At 70.7% G+C, this 17559-nt stretch carries 15 protein-coding genes and 1 tRNA gene; 3 read left to right on the forward strand and 13 right to left on the reverse strand.

The window, feature by feature from the left end:
- Positions 1-76 precede the first annotated feature (76 nt).
- From rpoB to ACZ3KJ_RS10835, 9 genes are all read right to left on the reverse strand, one after another.
- The gene (gene rpoB, locus ACZ3KJ_RS10795; RefSeq protein WP_467526175.1) at positions 77-3562 is read right to left on the reverse strand and encodes a DNA-directed RNA polymerase subunit beta; all 3486 of its coding nucleotides are present in this window, start codon (positions 3560-3562) and stop codon (positions 77-79) included.
- Between the two features lie 556 nt (positions 3563-4118).
- Positions 4119-4502, reverse strand: coding sequence for a 50S ribosomal protein L7/L12 (rplL, locus tag ACZ3KJ_RS10800; RefSeq protein WP_467526365.1), 384 nt, complete (start codon positions 4500-4502; stop codon positions 4119-4121).
- A 144-nt stretch (positions 4503-4646) separates the two neighbouring features.
- On the reverse strand, positions 4647-5177 hold the full coding sequence (rplJ, locus tag ACZ3KJ_RS10805; RefSeq protein WP_467526176.1) for a 50S ribosomal protein L10: 531 nt from the start codon (positions 5175-5177) through the stop codon (positions 4647-4649).
- Between the two features lie 301 nt (positions 5178-5478).
- Entirely contained in the window at positions 5479-6327 is an 849-nt protein-coding gene (locus ACZ3KJ_RS10810; protein ID WP_467526177.1) for an SCO4651 family lipoprotein, read from the reverse strand.
- A gap of 132 nt (positions 6328-6459) precedes the next feature.
- On the reverse strand, positions 6460-7185 hold the full coding sequence (rplA, locus tag ACZ3KJ_RS10815; RefSeq protein ID WP_467526178.1) for a 50S ribosomal protein L1: 726 nt from the start codon (positions 7183-7185) through the stop codon (positions 6460-6462).
- 103 nt (positions 7186-7288) lie between these two features.
- The gene (gene rplK, locus ACZ3KJ_RS10820) at positions 7289-7723 is read right to left on the reverse strand and encodes a 50S ribosomal protein L11 (protein ID WP_037858373.1); all 435 of its coding nucleotides are present in this window, start codon (positions 7721-7723) and stop codon (positions 7289-7291) included.
- Positions 7724-7933: 210 nt separating this feature from the next.
- Positions 7934-8785 carry a transcription termination/antitermination protein NusG gene (gene nusG, locus ACZ3KJ_RS10825; protein ID WP_389513230.1) on the reverse strand — a complete coding sequence of 284 codons (852 nt, stop codon included), beginning with the start codon at positions 8783-8785 and terminating at the stop codon, positions 7934-7936.
- A gap of 79 nt (positions 8786-8864) precedes the next feature.
- Complete coding sequence (gene secE / locus ACZ3KJ_RS10830) at positions 8865-9152, reverse strand: preprotein translocase subunit SecE (protein WP_389513228.1); 288 nt, start codon at positions 9150-9152, stop codon at positions 8865-8867.
- A 109-nt stretch (positions 9153-9261) separates the two neighbouring features.
- Positions 9262-9334, reverse strand: a tRNA-Trp gene (locus ACZ3KJ_RS10835).
- Between the two features lie 295 nt (positions 9335-9629).
- Here ACZ3KJ_RS10835 and ACZ3KJ_RS10840 point away from each other — a divergent pair.
- On the forward strand, positions 9630-10856 hold the full coding sequence (locus tag ACZ3KJ_RS10840) for a pyridoxal phosphate-dependent aminotransferase (protein WP_467526179.1): 1227 nt from the start codon (positions 9630-9632) through the stop codon (positions 10854-10856).
- A gap of 121 nt (positions 10857-10977) precedes the next feature.
- Positions 10978-12009 carry an adenosine deaminase gene (locus ACZ3KJ_RS10845; RefSeq protein WP_467526180.1) on the forward strand — a complete coding sequence of 344 codons (1032 nt, stop codon included), beginning with the start codon at positions 10978-10980 and terminating at the stop codon, positions 12007-12009.
- 58 nt (positions 12010-12067) lie between these two features.
- Here the strand turns inward: ACZ3KJ_RS10845 and ACZ3KJ_RS10850 are convergent, their stop codons facing one another.
- The 3 genes from ACZ3KJ_RS10850 to ACZ3KJ_RS10860 are packed head-to-tail and all read right to left on the reverse strand — an operon-like array spanning position 12068 to position 14917.
- Positions 12068-13558: a hypothetical protein gene (locus tag ACZ3KJ_RS10850; protein WP_467526181.1), complete on the reverse strand. Its 1491-nt coding sequence runs from the start codon at positions 13556-13558 to the stop codon at positions 12068-12070.
- Entirely contained in the window at positions 13533-14294 is a 762-nt protein-coding gene (locus ACZ3KJ_RS10855; RefSeq protein ID WP_467526182.1) for a hypothetical protein, read from the reverse strand. The genes ACZ3KJ_RS10850 and ACZ3KJ_RS10855 overlap by 26 nt, the downstream gene beginning before the upstream one ends.
- The gene (locus ACZ3KJ_RS10860) at positions 14291-14917 is read right to left on the reverse strand and encodes a hypothetical protein (protein ID WP_467526183.1); all 627 of its coding nucleotides are present in this window, start codon (positions 14915-14917) and stop codon (positions 14291-14293) included. The genes ACZ3KJ_RS10855 and ACZ3KJ_RS10860 overlap by 4 nt, the downstream gene beginning before the upstream one ends.
- A 656-nt stretch (positions 14918-15573) precedes the next feature.
- Between ACZ3KJ_RS10860 and ACZ3KJ_RS10865 the strand changes: the two genes are divergently transcribed.
- The gene (locus tag ACZ3KJ_RS10865) at positions 15574-16311 is read left to right on the forward strand and encodes a 4Fe-4S single cluster domain-containing protein (protein ID WP_467526184.1); all 738 of its coding nucleotides are present in this window, start codon (positions 15574-15576) and stop codon (positions 16309-16311) included.
- Between the two features lie 38 nt (positions 16312-16349).
- Here ACZ3KJ_RS10865 and ACZ3KJ_RS10870 read toward each other — a convergent pair whose 3' ends face one another.
- On the reverse strand, positions 16350-17453 hold the full coding sequence (locus tag ACZ3KJ_RS10870; RefSeq protein ID WP_467526185.1) for a macro domain-containing protein: 1104 nt from the start codon (positions 17451-17453) through the stop codon (positions 16350-16352).
- Between the last annotated feature and the right edge of the window lie 106 nt (positions 17454-17559).

Below are 17559 nucleotides of genomic sequence, written 5' to 3' on the forward strand. Positions count from 1 at the left end.
AGGGTTGTAAGTCTGTGGTCTGAAACGGGGGTCGCGGGATCGGTGGGGCCTCCGCGGAGGCCCCGCCGAACTCCCGTCAGACCTCTTCGACGCTGCTCGGCTCGCGCCGGGACAGGTCGATGCCGAGCTCCTCCGCAGCGCGGAAGACGTCCTCGTCGGTGTCACGCATCTCGATGGACATACCGTCGCTGGACAGCACCTCCACGTTGAGGCAAAGGGACTGCATCTCCTTGATGAGCACCTTGAAGGACTCGGGGATGCCGGGCTCGGGGATGTTCTCGCCCTTGACGATGGCCTCGTAGACCTTCACGCGGCCGGTGACGTCGTCGGACTTGATGGTCAGCAGCTCCTGGAGGGCGTAGGCGGCGCCGTAGGCCTCGAGGGCCCACACCTCCATCTCGCCGAAGCGCTGGCCACCGAACTGAGCCTTACCACCCAGCGGCTGCTGGGTGATCATCGAGTACGGGCCGGTCGAGCGGGCGTGCAGCTTGTCGTCGACCAGGTGGTGCAGCTTGAGGATGTACATGTAGCCGACCGAGATCGGGTCCGGGAACGGCTCACCGCTGCGGCCGTCGAACAGCCGCGCCTTGCCGGACGGGAGCACCATGCGCTCGCCGTCGCGGTTCGGGATGGTGTGCTGGAGCAGACCCGCGAGCTCGTCCTCACGCGCACCGTCGAAGACCGGGGTGGCGACGTTGGTGCCGGGGGCGACACTGTCGGCGCCGATGGCCTGGAGGCGCTGCGCCCACTCGTCGGCGAGACCGGAGACGTCCCAGCCGCGGCTGGCGAGCCAGCCGAGGTGGATCTCCAGGACCTGTCCCGGGTTCATTCGGGACGGGACGCCGAGCGGGTTGAGGATGATGTCGACCGGGGTCCCGTCCTCGAGGAACGGCATGTCCTCGATGGGCAGGATCTTGGAGATGACACCCTTGTTGCCGTGGCGGCCGGCGAGCTTGTCACCGTCGGTGATCTTGCGCTTCTGCGCGACGTAGACGCGGACCAGCTGGTTCACGCCCGGCGGCAGCTCGTCGCCCTCCTCGCGGTCGAAGACGCGGACGCCGATGACCTTGCCGATCTCGCCGTGCGGCACCTTCAGCGAGGTGTCACGGACCTCACGGGCCTTCTCACCGAAGATGGCGCGCAGCAGGCGCTCCTCCGGGGTCAGCTCGGTCTCGCCCTTGGGCGTGACCTTGCCGACCAGGATGTCGCCGGCGACGACCTCGGCACCGATCCGGATGATGCCGCGCTCGTCGAGGTCGGCGAGGACCTCCTCGGAGACGTTGGGGATGTCCCGGGTGATCTCCTCGGGGCCGAGCTTGGTGTCACGGGCGTCGACCTCGTGCTCCTCGATGTGGATCGAGGAGAGGACGTCGTCCTGCACGAGGCGCTGCGACAGGATGATCGCGTCCTCGTAGTTGTGACCCTCCCACGGCATGAACGCCACGAGCAGGTTCTTGCCCAGCGCCATCTCGCCGTTCTCGGTGGCCGGACCGTCGGCCAGGACCTGGCCCTCGATGATCCGGTCGCCCTCGTTGACGATGACCTTCTGGTTGACCGAGGTGCCCTGGTTGGAGCGGGCGAACTTGGCCAGGCGGTACGTGATGTACGTGCCGTCGTCGTTGGCGGTGGTGATGTAGTCCGCGGAGACCTCCTGGACCACACCCGCCTTCTCGGCCTTGACCACGTCGCCGGCGTCGACGGCGGAGCGGTACTCCATGCCGGTGCCGACGAGCGGCGACTCGCTCTTGATGAGCGGGACGGCCTGACGCATCATGTTCGCGCCCATGAGGGCACGGTTGGCGTCGTCGTGCTCGAGGAAGGGGATCATGGCGGTCGCGACCGACACCATCTGGCGCGGCGAGACGTCCATGTAGTCCACGTCGTCACCGGCGACGTAGTCGACCTCGCCGCCACGGCGGCGGACCAGGACGCGGTTCTCGGCGAACCGCATGTCCTCGTTCAGGCCGGCGTTGGCCTGCGCGATGACGAAGCGGTCCTCCTCGTCGGCGGTCAGGTAGTCCACCTCGTCGGTGACCTGGCCTTCGACGACCTTGCGGTACGGGGTCTCGACGAAACCGAACGCGTTGACCCGGCCGTAGGAGGCGAGCGAGCCGATCAGACCGATGTTCGGGCCTTCGGGCGTCTCGATCGGACACATACGGCCGTAGTGCGAGGGGTGCACGTCGCGGACCTCGAAGCCGGCCCGCTCACGGGAGAGACCACCCGGGCCGAGGGCCGACAGGCGGCGCTTGTGGGTGAGACCCGACAGCGGGTTGTTCTGGTCCATGAACTGCGACAGCTGGCTGGTGCCGAAGAACTCCTTGATGGAGGCGACGACCGGCCGGATGTTGATCAGCGTCTGCGGCGTGATCGCCTCGACGTCCTGGGTCGTCATGCGCTCGCGCACGACGCGCTCCATACGCGCCAGACCCGTACGGACCTGGTTCTGGATGAGCTCGCCGACGCTGCGCAGACGACGGTTGCCGAAGTGGTCGATGTCGTCGGTCTCGACGACGATCGCGTCGCCGCTGTCGCCGACCGTCTCGGTCTCGCCGGCGTGCAGCTTCACCAGGTACTTGATCGTCGAGATGATGTCCTCGACGGTCAGGATGCCCGCGTCGAGCGGGGCGTCCGCACCCAGCTTCTTGTTGACCTTGTAGCGGCCGACCTTGGCCAGGTCGTAGCGCTTGGGGTTGAAGTAGAGGTTCTCGAGCAGCGTCTGCGCGGCCTCACGCGTGGGGGGCTCGCCCGGACGCAGCTTGCGGTAGATGTCGAGCAGCGCGTCGTCCTGGCCCTGGGTGTGGTCCTTCTCCAGGGTGGCGCGCATGGACTCGTACTCGCCGAACTCCTCGAGGATCTGCTCGGTGGTCCAGCCGAGCGCCTTGAGCAGGACGGTCACCGACTGCTTGCGCTTGCGGTCGATACGGACGCCGACCATGTCACGCTTGTCGATCTCCATCTCCAGCCAGGCACCCCGGGACGGGATGATCTTGGCGGAGAAGATGTCCTTGTCGGACGTCTTGTCGATGGAGGAGTCGAAGTAGACACCCGGCGAACGAACCAGCTGCGACACGACGACACGCTCGGTGCCGTTGATGACGAAGGTGCCCTTGTTGGTCATGAGCGGGAAGTCGCCCATGAAGACCGTCTGGGACTTGATCTCGCCGGTCTCGTTGTTGGTGAACTCGGCCGTCACGAAGAGCGGGGCCGCGTACGTGAAGTCACGGTCCTTGCACTCGTCGATGCTGTTCTTCGGCGGCTCGAAACGGTGGTCGCGGAAGGTCAGCGACATCGACCCGGAGAAGTCCTCGATCGGGGAGATCTCCTCGAAGATCTCCTCGAGGCCGGACTTGGTGGGGACGTCCTGACCGTTCTCCAGAGCCTCCTCGACGCGAGCCTGCCACGCGGTGTTGCCGAGCAGCCAGTCGAAGCTCTCGGTTTGCAGCGCGAGGAGGTTCGGAACCTCGAGGGGCTCCTTGATCTTTGCAAAGGAGATGCGCAGCGGGGCGGTGCTGGCAGCGTTGTTCGTATTCGCGGTCGAGGCGTTGCGCGAGGCGGCCAAGAGGGGGTCCTTCCGAGGGCTCGGACTCACTACGCGCGTACCGGCCCCTCTCCCTCCCAAGGAGACAGAGATCCCAGGTCAGGGATGTTCCATCATCGATGCTGGGGTGAGGGCATGCCCCTGGTGACGGGCAGGGGACAGCTAACAGGCAGCGCAAAGGGTCAGTGTAGCCACTTGGCACACTGATGTCCAGTGCGGGTTTCGCAAGACCCTCGTTGTTCTCAACGCCCTCGGTCCGGTTGCCCTCAACGCACGGTGATACTGCCCTCTTCGTCGTCGATCCATGCCTCGGATTCGGATCCTTGTGACGACGCGTCCTGAGAATTGCGCGCTGCGTGCGGTTCGTCAAGGCCCCCTTGCCCGAACGGGGGTTCCCGGAGACACGACGAAGATCACCATACCCCCCGTGCGCGCGGGTGCAAGGCAACCGTGGCCGCGCTCGCGGGAACGCCGAAGAGCGACCACCCGGATGGATGATCGCTCTTCGGTGCGTGGGCGTTACAGCCCCCAGGGGGCCGTTGCAGCCGTCGCTGCGGCCATCACCGGCCGCGGGGTGTTACTTGACCTCGACGGAGGCGCCGGCGCCCTTGAGGGACTCGGCGGCCTTCTCGGCGGCGTCCTTGGCGACCTTCTCGAGAACGGGCTTCGGGGCGCCGTCCACGAGGTCCTTGGCCTCCTTCAGACCCAGGGAGGTCAGCTCACGCACGACCTTGATGACCTGGATCTTCTTGTCGCCCGCACCGGTGAGGATGACGTCGAACTCGTCCTTCTCCTCCTCGGCCTCGGCGGCGGCGGCCGGACCGGCCGGACCGGCGACGGCGACCGCGGCGGCGGCGGTGACGTCGAACTTCTCCTCGAACGCCTTCACGAACTCGGAGAGCTGGATGAGGGTCATGCCCTCGAACTCGGCGAGCAGTTCGTCCTGGGTGAGAGCCATGATGGCTTCCTTCCAAATCAATTCGGCTGGTGCCGGATGTACATGTCTGGCGGGCGTGCGCCTTACGGCGACTGCGTAGACGTGCGGCCCGCTACGACCACTTCCTGGGGCGGGATGCCTCAGGCCGCGGTCATTTCGCGAGCCGAGTTACTCGGCACCGCCCTGCTCGGCCTGCTGGGCACGGAGCGCGTCCACGGTGCGGACGAGCTTCGACGGGAGCGCCTGGAAGACCTGAGCAGCCTGGGTCTGCTTGCCCTTGAGGGCGCCCGCCAGCTTGGCGAGCAGAACCTCGCGGGACTCGAGGTCCGCGAGCTTCTTGATCTCGTCGGCGGACAGCGCCTTGCCGTCAAGGACACCGCCCTTGATGACGAGGTTCGGGTTGTCCTTGGCGAAGTCACGAAGACCCTTCGCCGACTCCACCGGGTCACCGGTGACGAAGGCGACCGCCGTCGGACCGTTGAACAGGTCGTCGAGCGTCGAGATCCCGGCCTCGTTGGCCGCAATCTTGGTCAGCGTGTTCTTCACCACGGCGTACTGGGCGTTCTCACCGAGCGAACGGCGCAGCGTCTTGAGCTGCGCCACGGTGAGACCCCGGTACTCGGTCAGCACGGCGGCGTTCGAGCTGCGGAACTGCTCCGCGAGCTCGGCTACCGCGGCAGCCTTGTCGGGCCTTGCCATGAGCGTCGGCCTCCTTCCGGGTGATGACGACCGCTCGGAAGGGGCCGGAACAGACGAAACGCCCCGGCGCAGGCGCACGGGGCGTAGCTCGACCAAACGAATTCCATGGGGCGGAGTCCGTCCGGGAGCACTTCCACAGTCACCTGCGCGGGTCGTCCGCATGTCAGCGGATCCTTCGGCCACCGCGTCCTCTTCCGAGAGCGCGGCAACGACCAGCGGTCTTTGGCTTCGTCAGGAGCGTACGGGAACGGGGCGCTGTCAAGCAAATCCGCCCGTACGGGGCTCCCTGCCGGGCCGCCCCTCAGGGGGTGGACCCGCCGCCCTGCTGCTCCAGGAGCACGGTGAAGTCGGCGGTGTCGGCCGCCGGAGGGGGCTCGACGGCGACCTCGGTGCCGTAGGCGCTGTAGTGCGCGGTCTGGCGGTACTCGCCGGCCGTCGTGCGGCCCTTCTCGACCTTCTTGACCAGCAGGTCCCGGTCGTCGACCCAGATGTCGACGGTCTCGCCGGTGACGCCGGCCTGCTCCAGTTGCTCCTTGAGGGCGCTGTCGGAGACGTCCGCGATCTCGACGGTGCCCGAGTAGTGGGTGGTGGGCCGCCCGTCGACGGTCTCCTCGCCGACCGTGTGCACGTCGTCGGAGTCCAGCAGCAGCCGTACCGACCGGTCGGGGGTGATGTTGCGCATCTGGTCGGCGAAGTTCGCGCCGGCGCCGAGTCCCTGGAGGTCGGCGTAGGCGTACCGGATCCAGTGCTTGCCGCCGGTCCGGGCGGCGAAGGCCTCGCCGGTGCGCGCGTAGTAGGCGTCGGAGAGGTAGCGGGCCTCCATGGTGGTGATGCCGAGCGCGCGCATCGTCTCGGCCGTCGTGCCGCCCGTGTACGTGATGGTGAGGGTGCCGGTGAGCCCGTCGCCCCAGCCCAGGGCGCCGGTGGCGTCGAGGGAGAGCGTGCTGCCCATGACGGCCGAGGAGCGCACGCCGGCCGACCCGGCGCGCTCGGTGGCCCGCTCGGCGGCGAGCAGGGCCGTGCGGGAGGCGGGTGCCGTCGGCCGGTCCGCGTCCTCCTGGGGCCGCGGCGAGGAGGTGCAGGCCGTCACGGCGGCCAGTGCGGCCACCATCGTCAGTGAGAGCCCCCCGCGGCCCGCCGTCCACTTCATCGGTCCCCCCTGTGCGTCCGCCGTGTCCGCACGCTAACCCAGGGCGCGGCGCCCCGGCACGGGAACGGGCCCCGCACCTGGAGAGGTGCGGGGCCCGTGACCGACTTCGGTGAGCGCTCGGGCTCGACCCGGTCAGACAGCGGCCGGGTCCTCCTCGACGAGGAGGTTGCGGGTGCGGTTCGGGTCGACCGGGATGCCGGGGCCCATCGTGGTGGTGATGGCGGCCTTCTTGATGTAGCGGCCCTTGGCGGCGGACGGCTTCAGACGGAGGATCTCCTCCAGGGCCGCCGCGTAGTTCTCCACCAGCTTGGTGTCGTCGAAGGACGACTTGCCGATGATGAAGTGCAGGTTCGAGTGCTTGTCGACGCGGAACTCGATCTTGCCGCCCTTGATCTCGGTCACGGCCTTGGCCGTGTCCGGGGTGACGGTGCCGGTCTTCGGGTTCGGCATCAGGCCACGGGGACCGAGCACGCGGCCGAGGCGGCCGACCTTGCCCATGAGTTCCGGGGTGGCGACGACGGCGTCGAAGTCCAGGCGGCCCTTGGCGACCTCGTCGATCAGTTCGTCGGAGCCGACGATGTCGGCGCCCGCGGCCTCCGCGGCCGCAGCACGGTCACCGGTCGCGAAGACCAGGACCCGGGCGGTCTTGCCGGTGCCGTGCGGCAGGTTCACGGTGCCACGGACCATCTGGTCGGCCTTGCGCGGGTCGACACCCAGGCGGAAGGCGACCTCGACGGTGCCGTCGAACTTGGTCGTGGAGGTCTCCTTGGCGAGACGGACGGCCTCGAGCGGGGCGTAGAGCTTGTCCCGGTCGACCTTGGCGTCCGCAGCGCGGAGAGACTTGCTGCGCTTGCTCACTACTGCTCCTGTGTGCTGAAGAGGAGTCGTGGTCCGGGCCGAGCAGGCCCTTCCACGTGCGGCCGGAGCCGCGTTTTCTACGAAGGTGCTACGGGGCTGGGGGTCAGCCCTCGACCGTGATGCCCATGGAGCGGGCGGTGCCGGCGATGATCTTCGACGCGGCGTCCAGGTCGTTGGCGTTCAGGTCCGGCAGCTTGGTCTGGGCGATCTCGCGGACCTGCGCCTCGGTGATCTTGGCGACCTTGGTCTTGTGCGGCTCGCCGGAGCCCTTCTCGACACCAGCGGCCTTGAGGATCATCTTCGCGGCCGGCGGGGTCTTGGTGACGAAGGTGAAGGAGCGGTCCTCGTAGACCGTGATCTCCACCGGGATCACCCAGCCACGCTGCGACTCGGTCGCCGCGTTGTAGGCCTTGCAGAACTCCATGATGTTGACGCCGTGCTGACCGAGCGCGGGGCCGACCGGCGGGGCCGGGTTCGCCGCACCGGCGTTGATCTGGAGCTTGATAAGCCCCGTGACCTTCTTCTTCTTGGGAGGCATTACTCTCCGGGTCCTTTCGGTTCGGGTCCTGCCCGCGCTCGGAGACATCCCCGGACACAGGCATACCGCACAACGATAACGGGTATGGATGCGCGGCCAAAAAACGACCAGGTCAGGAGGCCCGCTCGGGACCGACCTGACCTGACCTGCTCAGGGGCGCGGGGAACTGCGCGAACAGCCCCACCGGCCCGCGGGCGACGAACGACCGACTCAGTTCTTCTGAATCTGGTCGAACGAAAGCTCGACCGGGGTCTCGCGGCCGAAGATCTCCACCAGACCCTTGACCTTCTTCGAGTCGGCGTTGATCTCGTTGATCGTGGCCTGGAGCGTGGCGAACGGACCGTCGGTGACGGTGACCGAGTCGCCGACCTCGAAGTCCAGGACCTGGACCTCGACCTTGCGCTGCGGAGCCGGCTTGCCCTCGGCCTCGGCGGCCTCGCGGGCGGCCTTCTCCTCGGCCTCCGGGGCGAGCATCTTGACGATCTCGTCCAGGGTCAGCGGGTACGGGTCGTAGGCGTTGCCCACGAAGCCGGTGACGCCGGGGGTGTTGCGGACGACGCCCCAGGACTCGTTCGTCAGGTCCATACGGACGAGGACGTAGCCCGGGAGCTTGTTCTGCTTGATCGTCTTGCGGTCGCCGTTCTTGATCTGGACGACCTCCTCCTGCGGCACCTCGGCCTGGAAGATGTAGTCCTCGACGTTCAGCGAGACGGCGCGCTGCTCCAGGTTGGTCTTCACCCGGTTCTCGTAGCCGGCGTAGGTGTGGATGACGTACCACTCGCCGGGCAGGGTGCGCAGCTCCTCGCGCAGGGCGGCGACGGGGTCGACGGGCTCGGCCGGCTCTTCCTCGGCCTCGGTCTCGTCCTCGGCGGCGGCCTCGTCGGCCTCCTCCTCGTCCTCGTCCTCTTCCTCGACGTGGAGCGCGGCTTCCTCGGCGGGCTCGCCCGCCTCGGCGTCGGCAGCCTCGAACTCGTCCAGGTCCTCGTCCGCGCCCTCGACGATGTCGAGCTCGTCGTCGACCTCGTCGGGCTCGATGGCGTCGTTCAGGTTCTGGTCAGACACGGTGGCTGCTTCTTCCTGGATACATAGGGGTGGAACACGCGAAAGGGGCGCCGATCACCCGGCGCCCTTCGCTCTCGGCTCAGCCGAAGACGTACTTGGCGGCGTGGCTGAGTCCATAGTCAATCACGGTCACCAGGCCGATCATGATGACCACGAAGACGATCACCACGGTCGTGTACGTCGTCAGCTGGCTCCGCGAGGGCCAGACCACCTTGCGGAGTTCCGCGACGATCTGGCGGTAGAAGAGGGCGAGCCGCTTCAGCGGGCCCTTCTTGGCGCGCTTGCCGCCCTTGCGGGCCTTCTTCTGGGCCTCAGGCACCTCGTCCTGGGCATCAGGCGTATCGATGGAGCCCACGGCATCCGCCATTCGTCCTCACCTGATTCCGGGTCGTGGCCGTGCCGCGCCCGGTTTGAGCCGCACGGCGGTGCATTGCTGTACGTACATGCGCACACATCCCTGGCGAAGGTGTGTGTAGCAGGGCCGGAGGGACTTGAACCCCCAACCGCTGGTTTTGGAGACCAGTGCTCTACCAATTGAGCTACGACCCTTTGTGGTGTCCCCCAACGTACCGCATCCGCCCGGGTGCTCGGTGTGCACCGCTCGTGGCACGGCTGTAGAGGGCCAACGACGTAGGAGTGTACGTGGTCCCGCGCGCTCCGTCGAACGGAAAGTGCCCTGTGGGGCGCCCCGGGTGGGAGATCGCCGGGAATCCGCCGGAAGATCACGCAGGCCACCGCCCGGACGCCGCCCGGATCCGCACGGGTGTTCAGCGGTCTGCCCGCGGATGTTCAGTCCGTGAAACCCATGTGCCGGGCCGGTTTCGTGTCTGAAAACATGGGCTCCATGAGCGCTGCAACCCCTCCCACCGAGCGCCGGGTCTCCGCCCGAGTCGGCGCGATCTCCGAGTCCGCCACCCTCGCCGTGGACGCCAAGGCCAAGGCCCTGAAGGCCGCCGGGCGTCCGGTGATCGGCTTCGGCGCCGGTGAGCCCGACTTCCCGACCCCGGACTACATCGTCGAGGCCGCGATCGAGGCCTGCAAGAACCCGAAGTACCACCGCTACACGCCGGCCGGCGGCCTGCCCGAGCTGAAGGCCGCGATCGCCGCGAAGACGCTGCGCGACTCGGGCTACGAGGTCGACCCGTCGCAGATCCTCGTCACCAACGGCGGCAAGCAGGCCATCTACGAGGCCTTCGCCGCGATCCTCGACCCGGGCGACGAGGTCATCGTGCCCGCGCCCTACTGGACGACGTACCCCGAGTCGATCCGCCTCGCGGGCGGCGTGCCGGTCGAGGTGGTGGCCGACGAGACGACCGGTTACCGGGTCTCCGTGGAGCAGCTGGAGGCGGCGCGCACCGAGAAGACGAAGGTCGTGCTCTTCGTCTCCCCCTCCAACCCGACCGGCGCGGTCTACGGCGCCGAGGAGGCCGCCGCGATCGGCCGCTGGGCCGTGGAGCACGGCCTGTGGGTGCTCACGGACGAGATCTACGAGCACCTCGTCTACGGCGACGCCGAGTTCACCTCGCTCCCGGCGCTCCTGCCCGAGCTGCGCGACAAGTGCATCGTGGTCAACGGCGTGGCGAAGACGTACGCGATGACGGGCTGGCGGGTCGGCTGGATCATCGGCCCGAAGGACGTGGTGAAGGCGGCGACGAACCTCCAGTCGCACGCCACGTCGAACGTCTCCAACGTCGCGCAGGTGGCCGCCCTCGCGGCCGTCTCCGGCGGTCTGGAGGCGGTGGCGCAGATGCGCGAGGCCTTCGACCGGCGCCGCCGGACGATCGTGCGGATGCTCAACGAGATCGACGGCGTCCTGTGCCCCGAGCCCGAGGGCGCGTTCTACGCGTACCCGTCGGTGAAGGGCCTGCTCGGCAAGGAGATCCGCGGCAAGCGCCCGCAGGACACCGTCGAGCTGGCGGCGCTGATCCTGGAGGAGGCCGAGGTCGCGGTCGTCCCGGGCGAGGCCTTCGGCACGCCGGGCTACCTGCGTCTGTCGTACGCGCTGGGCGACGAGGACCTCGTCGAGGGCGTGAGCCGGATCCAGAAGCTGCTGGCGGAGGCCCGGGACTGACGTCTCCCCTCGCCGGGTACGGGCCGTCTCCTGCGGGAGGCGGCCCGTTTTTTCGTGCGGGCAAGCCCCCGTAGGGGGAACCCGCTTCCGGGACACGGGGGCCGTACGGCAGGATCCTGGGATGGAGCGTGTACGTGATGTCTCTGAGCTGCCGAAGGCCCATCTGCACCTGCACTTCACCGGTTCGATGCGGCCCGCCACCCTGCTGGAGCTGGCCGACAAGTACGGGGTGCGCCTGCCCGAGGCGCTGACCGACGCGCTGCACGGCGGGGAGCCGCCGAGACTGCGGGCGACGGACGAGCGGGGCTGGTTCCGCTTCCAGCGCCTGTACGACGCGGCCCGTTCGTGCCTGCGGCAGCCCGAGGACATACAGCGCCTGGTGCGGGAGGCCGCCGAGGAGGACGTGCGGGACGGCTCGGGCTGGCTGGAGATCCAGGTCGACCCCACCTCGTACGCCCCCCGGCTGGGCGGGCTGATCCCGGCGCTGGAGATCATCCTGGACGCGGTGGAGACGGCGTCGCGGGAGACCGGGCTGGGCATGCGGGTGCTGGTCGCCGCCAACCGGATGAAGCACCCCCTGGACGCGCGGACGCTGGCCCGCCTGGCGGTGCGGTACGCGGACCGGGGCGTGGTCGGCTTCGGGCTCTCCAACGACGAACGCCGCGGCATGGCCAGGGACTTCGACCGGGCCTTCGCCATCGCCCGCGAGGGCGGCCTGCTCTCCGCCCCGCACGGGGGCGAGCTCACCGGCCCCGCCTCGGTCCGCGACTGCCTGGACGATCTGCACGCCTCGCGGATCGGGCACGGGGTGCGCGCGGCGGAGGACCCGCGGCTGCTGAAGCGCCTGGCCGACCGGGGCGTGACCTGCGAGGTGTGCCCCGCCTCGAACGTCGCCCTGGGCGTCTACGACAAGCCCGGGGACGTGCCGCTGCGCACCCTGTTCGAGGCGGGCGTCCCGATGGCCCTGGGCGCCGACGACCCGCTCCTGTTCGGCTCCCGACTGGCGGCCCAGTACGAGCTGGCCCGTCGGCACCACGCCTTCACGGACGCGGAGCTGGCGGAGCTGGCCCGCCAGTCGGTACGGGGTTCGGCGGCGCCGGAGGAGGTCCGGCGCAAGCTCCTGGAGGGAGTGGACGCCTGGCTGGCGTCCTGAGAGTCCCGGCCGCCGGGGGCCTGGGAGCCCCGGCCGCCGGGGGCCGGGGGACGGCGGTTCAGCCCGTGCCCGGCGGCGGGCCCACTTCCGGCAGCAGCGGGTAGCGGGCCGACAGCCGCATCGCGCCCTCCGTGACGGCGGGGTCGCGGGAGGCCGACTGGACCCCGTCCAGGTAGGCGTGGGCGGCGGCCTCGTACACCGCGTCCACGGCGGCGAGTGCGTGGAGCAGCGCCTGTTCCCGCTCCCGGTGCCGCTGCGCCAGCGTCTCCTGCTGCCGGCGGGCCGCCGCCACGGCCGCCTCCGCGCGGGCCAGCGCGGTCGCCGCCTTCTCCAGCCGTCCGCCGTGGTGACGGTAGGCGGCGACGAAGGGGTGCTCCTCGGTCATGGCGAGCAGGAAGGCGATGCCGCCGGACAGCAGGAGCAGCGCGATGAAGGTGTAGCTGACGGTCTGCTGGTCCAGGCCGAGGTCGTCGAGGAGGTTCGTCGGCTCGGTCGCCTCGGCGCCGTACTGCTGCGCCAGGTCCGTCAGGAACGTCGACGACGAGTCCAGGACGATGCTCCGCGCCCGCATGTCGCCCAGGTACCAGGCCGCCGAGGCCCAGACGGCGAGGATGGCGGCCGCGGCGGGGATCACGATCCACAGCGAGCCGGTGCCCGCCCGGCGGCGCCAGCGGCGGCCCGCCTGGTAGGGGGCCACGATCATGGCCGCGCCGATCGCGATCGACAGCAGCAGGGCGCGCCATCTGCCGTCCTGCGTGCCCTGCTCCAGCGACAGGAACAGGCCCAGGTACACCGGGAGTTCCACGAGGGCCAGCAGGACGGTCAGGGCCCGCCGGGGCCAGGCGGCCATGGCCGCCGTCTCGGTCAGTCCCTCCCAGGCCGGGCGCGGTACCGCCGCGAGCGGGGCCGACGCGGTGACCTGTCCGGAGTCGTCGTCCCAGTCGGCCTGGGCGGTGCCGGGGCCGTCCGGGGCGTACGGGTCGTCGTATCCGCCGTCCGGGCCGGTGCGGGCCGGACGGCGGGTGCCTATCCGGGCCGCCAGCCAGGGCAGCATCCGGTCACGGCGGTCCTCGCGGGCGGCGAGCCGGGTCGCCACCCGGTCCAGCCGGCCGACCGCCGCCTCCTGCCGGGTCGCCTCCTCCTGGTGCCGTGCCCGCGCCCGGCCCGCCTCGGCCTCGCACCGCGCCGTCCGCGCGTAGAGGTCGGCCGAGGCGCGCAGCTGCTCCTCCTCGTGGCCGTGGTGCAGGGCCCTGACCCGTTCCCGGGCGTGACCGCGCAGGCCGATCAGCCGGCCGAGGTAGGGCAGCCGGTGGGGGGAGGCGAGGACGTACGGGTTGAGGGTGCCTCGGTCCGCGGCGTCGCGGCCGGCGTCCTCGGCGGACTTGAGCAGGCGCTTGCCCTCGCGGGTGTCGGTCGGCGGCACGTCGCCGCGCGTCGGGGCCGCGCTCCCGCGGCCCATGCCCGGCGCCCGGCCCTCGCCTCCGCGCCGCAGCCACCGGGCGTACGGTGCCCGGCGGGGCTCCTCAGGCCCCGTATCCGTCGTCGACATCGACCTTCACCTCCTCTTCCAGCACCTGCTGCCAGAACTGCTCCATCTGCTCGACGCGTTCGGGGGTGGTCTTGCCGCCGCGCATCGCGAAGCCGACCCGGTAGACGGTGGTGTGCGGCAGGTCCGGCAGGCCGCGTCCGCTGACCAGGGCGTTGACCGCGGTGTCGCGCTCGGCGTCGGTGGCGAGTTCGTAGCGGGACAGCTTGAAGTCGGGGTCGGCCTGCTCGAAGTCGCTGATCACCAGGACGTGGAAGGTGCTGTCGGCCTTCGTACGGGGGACGTCGGCGGCCCGCTCCAGCCCGCCGAGGACGTCGGAGCCGGGCTGGCGTTCGCGGGCGCACTTCAGCATGTCGTCGGCGCCCTTCTTGGCGATGGCCCGGGTGGTCTTCCACAGCTTGGTGCTGCGGTCGGACCGGGTGTACTCGTCCGGGTCGATGTCCACCCGCTTCACCTGGCACGAGGAGGCGACGGACGCCGAGGTGATCGGCGCGAAGGACAGGTACTTGCACTTCTTCGCGGCCAGGAAGGGGAGCAGGGTGTCGTCGAGCTTCTCCTGTGCCCGGAAGCCCTCCTTGTCGCTGCCGGAGCCGGAGCCGTCGAGCACGACGGCACAGTCGGCGGAGAGCCGCTCCTCCTCGTCGAACGGCCCGTCCGGGCCACAGGCCGCCAGCAGCAGTGCCGCCGCGCCCACGGCCCCGGCCGTGCGTACCCGTCGGGCGCGTGTCGCCCTGGTCATCTCGTCCCCCACTCCGCCCGGCCGGCGGTGCTGCCCGCCGGTCCGTGGTCCTGTCTCCGTTGCCGTTCCAGAAGCTGCAGTGCCCTGGGGACCGGCGGTGTGTCGAGCCGCCAGTCGGGTTCCCCCGTCCAGGTCGCGTCCAGTACCAGGTCGCTCGGCCGCGCGCCGGGCGGTGTCGCCTCCGCGCGTTCCTCGAAGGGCACGCGCAGGCGGTCCTCCTTGCGGGCGTAGGCGGCCTCGTAGTGGGCCAGTTCCTGGTCGGCGCAGGCGGCGAGGGCCCGGCCGCGCTGCTGGCAGGCCGTCACCTCCGTGCGCCAGCGGGACACCCAGCCGCCGAAGCGGGCCAGGGCCGCGGGCACGGGTTCGTGCTGTTGGTCGTACTCCGTCACGATCCGCCCGGCCTCCGCGCAGATGCGGTCGACGAGGGCCGCGTGCTCGGTGTGGAAGCGTGCGCTCAGCTCTTCGAGCGCCAGCACGAGCCCCAGCCGCACCTGCTGGGTGTAGTGCTCGATGCCGATCCGGGCCGCCGCGTCGCGCCGACCGCGGCGGCCGGCCCGCCATCGGGTGCGTGCGGTGACGCGGCTGCGGCCGTAGTCCGTCGGGACGGACCTCACCCCACTCATATGCCCTCCCCTCGGGTCCCCCTCCCCGAAATTAATGGCCAAAGCTTGAGGCTTCGACGTAATCGGGGATTTGCGGCGCAGCCTAGGGGATAAACGCTTCCGGCAGGAGGGATTTCTCCCGGATACCGCGCCCGCCCGGAAAACAGCCGAAGATCGACCGGCGAACGACCCGAAGGGTGCGGGCGCCCCTGAAAAACTTCGGGAAACCCCCGGCCGGAACCGGAGGGAAGCCAATACGCTTCCCTTCTTCACGCACGCCGGGTGGGCCGTGCGCGCCGGAAGGGGGCCGGCGCGCACGGCGAAAGCGAATAGATCTTCGAACAATCGGGGGACACATGGCGGGCAACGCCGGGGAGTACGGGGCCGGGGGGACTCACGGGACACCGGATGCCGGACGTGACGCCGGGCACGACGCCGGGAAGGACGCCGGGAACGGGACCGAGAACGGGAACGGGGCTGGGACTGGCACAGGGACCGGAACCGAGACCGAGACCGGGATCGAGAACAGGTCCGGAATCGAGAACAGGTCCGTGACCGAGACCAGGTCCGTGACCGAGACCGGGACCGGGACCGCAACCGGGACCGTGGCTGGGACCGAGACCGGAACCGCAACCGGGACCGTGGCTGGGACCGAGACCGGAACCGGAACCGAGACCGTGGCTGGGACCGGCACCGAGTCCGGGACCGGGAACGTCGCCGAGTCCGGGACCGGGAACGTCGACGGTGGCGGTGGTGCGCGGCGCGTGCGGGTCGCCGACGCGCACTTTCCCGTGGAGACCCTCGGGCCCGGCCGCCGGCTGGTCCTGTGGTTCCAGGGCTGCGCGCTCGCCTGCCCGGGCTGCATGTCACGGCACACCTGGGCCGCCGACGGCGGACGCGCGGCCACCGTGGCCGACCTGCTGGAGCTGTGGGACGCGGCGCTCGCGGACGGAGCCGAGGGGCTCACGGTCAGCGGCGGGGAGCCGCTGCACCAGCCGGACGCCCTGGCGGCCCTGCTCCTGGGGGCGGGCCAGCTGCGGCTGGCCCGCGGCCGGCCGGACGCCGACCTGCTGGTGTACACCGGACACGAACCGGACGAGGTGCCGCCGCGGGTGTGGGCGGCACTGGACGGCGCCGACGCGGTGGTCACCGGCCGCTTCCGGGTCGCCGAGCCGACGGACCTGGTCTGGCGGGGCTCGGCCAACCAGCGGCTCGTCCCCCGCACCCCCCTGGGTGCGCGCCGGTACGCCCCGCACCTCACCCGCACCTGCCCCAGGGGGCCGCGGGTGACGGTCCGCGCCGAGGGCACGTACGCGCGCGTGTACGGCGTCCCGGCGCGCGGTGAACTCCGCCGTCTGGAACGCTCCCTGAGGGCGATGGGCCTGCGGCTGACCGACCCGAGCTGGCGCCCATGAGGGAGCCGGTGAACCGGGAGGCCCGTGCGCTCCCGTCCTCAGCCCTCCTCCGGCGGCTCCGCCTCGAACAGCCGCGCCGCCTCCGGGTGGCGGGTGACCACGTGGACCTGCCAGTCGGGGTCCGCGGTGAGGGCGTCCTCGACGGCCCAGCGCAGCCAGGCCGCGCTCGTCCTGCGGTCGAGGCCGCCACGGCCCGCGCCGAGCAGCGGGAAGCACAGGGAGCGCAGACCGGCATGGCCGTCGGCGCGTTCCTGGCGGGCGCGGGCGAAGCAGGCGGCGACCGCGGTGGCGATGCTCTGCGGATCGACGCGGTAGCCCAGTCCCTCGGGGACGGCCAGGGCCGCGTGGTAGACGCGGCGCACCCCGCGCGCCGCCAGCGCGCCGGGGCCGGTCGGCACCACGGTCCCCGCCCGCAGGGGCAGCACCCCGGGCCGGGCCCGCACCCAGGCGGCGAGTTCCTCCGCGAGGACGTCGGTCACCGGACCGTCCGCCGCGCAGCCCACGGCCGCGGAGCGGCGCAGCGCCCCGGAGACGGTGGGCCGGAAGGACTTCGACATCTCCAGGTGCACGTTCTCCGACGAGACCAGTATGTCGATGTTCCGCAGCAGTTCGATGGGCGCTATGTGCACGGTGACGCGCCGGCTCCCGGCCCGTCCGGGCAGCCCGAGCCGGGGGACGAGGGCGGGAGCGTCGGCGGCCCGGTCCCCGGCACCGTCCGGCCGGGCCGTGGGGCCGGACGGCTCGCGCGCCTCCGCCAGCACCGCCCCGGCCAGCTGCTCCACGACCTGGAGCTCCTGACTGTGCCGGAACCGCTCGGGCGTCACCCCGTACACCAGGGCGGCGGCCCGGCGCCGCTCGGCGGCCGGATCACCTCGGCGGCCGGGCAGCAGGCCGTACGTGCACTGCGCGGCCCGGCCGATCAGATCGTCCGCGCCCAGGCGCCGCGCGGCCGCGCGGAGCAGCCGCTCCGCGCCGTCGGCCAGGTCGTCCTCGCTCCGGGCGTACCCCGCGTACAGGGTGGCGGCCCGCAGCCCCTCGGGCACCAGCGACTGGAGCGCCGGGAGCCCTCCGCGGCGCAGCAGCCGCAACTCCGTCACGAGGTCGGCGCGCTCGGGCAGACCGTCAGGCTTCTCGACCGTCATGACGGCCAAGATATCCGTGCCGGCCGTACGGCCGCCGGGCCTTCTCGCAGTACTGCCCGGATCGAAACCTTCGGCCGCCGGAGGATTCGGAATTCACCGTTCCCCG

It is taken from the genome of Streptomyces sp. NPDC003248 (genome assembly GCF_055563235.1).

What these genes read in the sequence shown, in the direction of transcription:
- ACZ3KJ_RS10855 (WP_467526182.1), bottom strand. Translation starts at nt 14,294, where the DNA reads ATGACCAGGGCGACACGCGCCCGACGGGTACGCACGGCCGGGGCCGTG.
- ACZ3KJ_RS10850 (WP_467526181.1), bottom strand. Translation starts at nt 13,558, where the DNA reads ATGTCGACGACGGATACGGGGCCTGAGGAGCCCCGCCGGGCACCGTAC.
- ACZ3KJ_RS10845 (WP_467526180.1), top strand. Translation starts at nt 10,978, where the DNA reads ATGGAGCGTGTACGTGATGTCTCTGAGCTGCCGAAGGCCCATCTGCAC.
- rplK (WP_037858373.1), bottom strand. Translation starts at nt 7,723, where the DNA reads ATGCCTCCCAAGAAGAAGAAGGTCACGGGGCTTATCAAGCTCCAGATC.
- ACZ3KJ_RS10810 (WP_467526177.1), bottom strand. Translation starts at nt 6,327, where the DNA reads ATGAAGTGGACGGCGGGCCGCGGGGGGCTCTCACTGACGATGGTGGCC.
- rplJ (WP_467526176.1), bottom strand. Translation starts at nt 5,177, where the DNA reads ATGGCAAGGCCCGACAAGGCTGCCGCGGTAGCCGAGCTCGCGGAGCAG.
- ACZ3KJ_RS10840 (WP_467526179.1), top strand. Translation starts at nt 9,630, where the DNA reads ATGAGCGCTGCAACCCCTCCCACCGAGCGCCGGGTCTCCGCCCGAGTC.
- ACZ3KJ_RS10860 (WP_467526183.1), bottom strand. Translation starts at nt 14,917, where the DNA reads ATGAGTGGGGTGAGGTCCGTCCCGACGGACTACGGCCGCAGCCGCGTC.
- ACZ3KJ_RS10870 (WP_467526185.1), bottom strand. Translation starts at nt 17,453, where the DNA reads ATGACGGTCGAGAAGCCTGACGGTCTGCCCGAGCGCGCCGACCTCGTG.
- secE (WP_389513228.1), bottom strand. Translation starts at nt 9,152, where the DNA reads ATGGCGGATGCCGTGGGCTCCATCGATACGCCTGATGCCCAGGACGAG.